The sequence below is a fragment of the Flavobacterium sp. genome, assembly GCF_025352015.1.
GTDB lineage: Bacteria > Bacteroidota > Bacteroidia > Flavobacteriales > Flavobacteriaceae > Flavobacterium.
This window is the reverse complement of sequence record NZ_JANXUG010000108.1, coordinates 1-2498: the sequence shown is the minus strand read 5'-3', so window position 1 is coordinate 2498 and position 2498 is coordinate 1. Positions and strand designations below refer to the sequence as shown.

The window sequence follows — 2498 nt, the reverse complement described above, 5'->3', positions numbered from 1 at the left end:
GTTAAAAAAACTAATTTTATTTTCAATAATGAGTATCTGCGTTTTGATGCAAACAATAACTGCACAAGAAAAAATACTCAATCGCGATAAATTTACCGCCCATAATAAAGGGAAAATGTATATTTATTGGGGAGGAAATCGGGAAAATTTCTCTACATCAGACATCCATTTTAAAGGTCCCGATTACGATTTTACGCTTTATGATGTTCACGCAAGCGACAAACCAAAAGGATGGCATATAGATTACATAAATCCCGGGCGAATGACAATTCCGCAAACCAATTTTAGGATTGGATATTTTATCAACGACCATTATAATATTTCTCTGGGTTTAGATCACATGAAATATGTGATGGATCAAAATCAAGTAGCAACTATTGGAGGTGTTGTTGGAGCATCGTATCCACAGTATGCCGGGACCTATTTACAATCTGGGAATCATACTATTGATTTGACTGATGAAGGATTTTTGACTTTTGAACACACCGATGGATTGAACTATGTAAATACAGAAATCTGTCGAGTGGATGATATTTCCAAGCTTTTTAAAATTAAAAATACGGATAAATTTCAAGTGAATATTACCGAAGGTATTGGCGGTGGTTTGTTATATCCTAAAACAAATTCAAAATTATTAGGCAAAGAAAGACATGATGATTTTCACGTATCAGGCTTTGGAGTTTCGGCCAAAGTGGGACTGAATTTCACCTTTTTTAAATACTTTTTTATTCAAACTGAGTTAAAAAGCGGCTATATCAATATGAGCGATATAAGAACGACATTTGATCCTGCTGACAGCGCATCACAACATTTTTTGTTTTTTCAAAGAATTGTTGCTTTTGGTGGAATTTTCAAGCTGTAAAACAATTTGTAAAAACAAAATCATAGTGTAATATTAATAAGTTTCATAACACTAATACTATTGCCGCGTTACTTAATCAATTCCATATTGATCAAACAAATACATTAACGAAGCCATGGTTGCCGCTCCTAGTTCCAATTCTCGTTTATTGACCGCATCAAATTTGTCATTGGCAGCATGATGATAATCAAAATACCTTTGCGAATCGGGCCTTAAACCTGCTTTTACGATTTTTGCAGATGTTAAATGTCCAATATCTGAACCTGTGTCGCCAACTGTAAAGCTATGAATCATATAAGGTTCAAATAAATATTTCCAGCTGTTGATTTTTTCTAAATTGGTTGCATCGCATTCAAAGGAAAAACCTCTGGGCGAAAATCCTCCTGCATCACTTTCGAGCGCAAAAATGTGATTTTCTTTATTTAGTTTTGATAATTCTTCATATTTCTTCCCACCTTTTCCCCCATTTTCTTCATTCATAAACAGCACTACTCTAACGGTGTTTTTAGGTTTATAATTTAGTTTTTTGAATAGTTCTACAACTTCCATGCTTTGTACCACACCTGCGCCATCATCTTGTGAACCATCCGCCAAATCCCATGAATCGAGATGTCCACCAACAATCATAATCTTTTCTGGATGTTCAGAACCTGTAATTTCGCCAATCACATTGTATGAAACTACATCGTCAAAAGTTTGACAAGAAAGCTTCATGAAAAATTTCAATTTACTGTTTTCTTTTAATTTTTTGCTTAATAATTCCGCACCGTTTGTACTAATAGCGGCTGTTGGAATGTATTTATCTTTTGGCAAATCGCCATAACTTTGCGCGCCAGTATGCGGAAAATCATCCAATCTAAAATTCATCGAACGAACAATAGTTCCCACAGCACCTTGTTTTGCTGCGGCTTTTGCTCCATAATAGCGTTGGTCAACACAATTGCCATACGATTTAAACGCATCAATATTTTCTGCTTCAAAGGGTCGGTTGTAAAAAACTATTTTACCTTTAATTTTTTCTGTACCAAGAGTTTCTAGTTCTTTGAGACTGTGTATTTCTATAATCTCGGCGGTAAGTCCTGTTTTTGGCGTGGCAATAGATCCCCCAAGCGCACAGATTGGAACGCTTATTTTTGATTTGTTTTCCAATATAAAGGCGGTTTCTTTTTCACCTCGCTCCCATTTTGGAACCAATACTTCTTGTAAATACACTTTGTCTAAACCCAAAGCTTGCAATTGTTGTTTAGTATAATTTACCGCTTTTTCTGCACCTAAAGAGCCCGACAAGCGTGAACCAATTTTATTTGACAAATCACCAAGCCACGGATAACACATCGAATTTGTTAGTGAGAATTTATAAATATCGGCAAGCATTTTTTGGTCGTTATTTTGAGAATTGACCATGGATGTGAACAGCAACAGAAATAAGACGATTTTTTTCATCAGCACAATTTTTTATCAAAAATAAATGAAAAAACATTTGGTTGCATAAATATTTATTGAGGCGTTCATTTATTTACTTATTATAATGTCTTGATATAAAACTTTTTGAGTATTCATCATTCTGTTAATTAGTAGGTCAAAAATATTTTCTTTGTAAATTGACCGATTAATTCGATAACTAAATTCATCTAAA

2 protein-coding genes and 1 pseudogene are annotated in these 2498 nt (G+C 34.2%); 1 reads left to right on the top strand and 2 read right to left on the bottom strand.

The window, feature by feature from the left end; translation table 11 throughout:
- The first annotated feature begins 28 nt into the window (after positions 1 to 28).
- Positions 29 to 862, top strand: coding sequence for a hypothetical protein (locus tag Q0Q96_RS10870; RefSeq protein ID WP_293875272.1), 834 nt, complete (start codon positions 29 to 31; stop codon positions 860 to 862).
- A gap of 72 nt (positions 863 to 934) precedes the next feature.
- Here Q0Q96_RS10870 and Q0Q96_RS10865 read toward each other — a convergent pair whose 3' ends face one another.
- Together Q0Q96_RS10865 and Q0Q96_RS10860 are read right to left on the bottom strand one after the other, a co-directional pair.
- Entirely contained in the window at positions 935 to 2305 is a 1371-nt protein-coding gene (locus Q0Q96_RS10865) for a M20/M25/M40 family metallo-hydrolase (RefSeq protein ID WP_293875270.1), read from the bottom strand.
- 69 nt (positions 2306 to 2374) lie between these two features.
- Positions 2375 to 2498 (bottom strand): annotated as a pseudogene (locus tag Q0Q96_RS10860) (IS1595 family transposase); the annotation flags it as partial.

Excerpts from the sequence above, each read along its gene's own strand:
- Q0Q96_RS10870 (WP_293875272.1), top strand. The coding sequence starts at position 29 with ATGAGTATCTGCGTTTTGATGCAAACAATAACTGCACAAGAAAAAATA.
- Q0Q96_RS10865 (WP_293875270.1), bottom strand. The coding sequence starts at position 2,305 with ATGAAAAAAATCGTCTTATTTCTGTTGCTGTTCACATCCATGGTCAAT.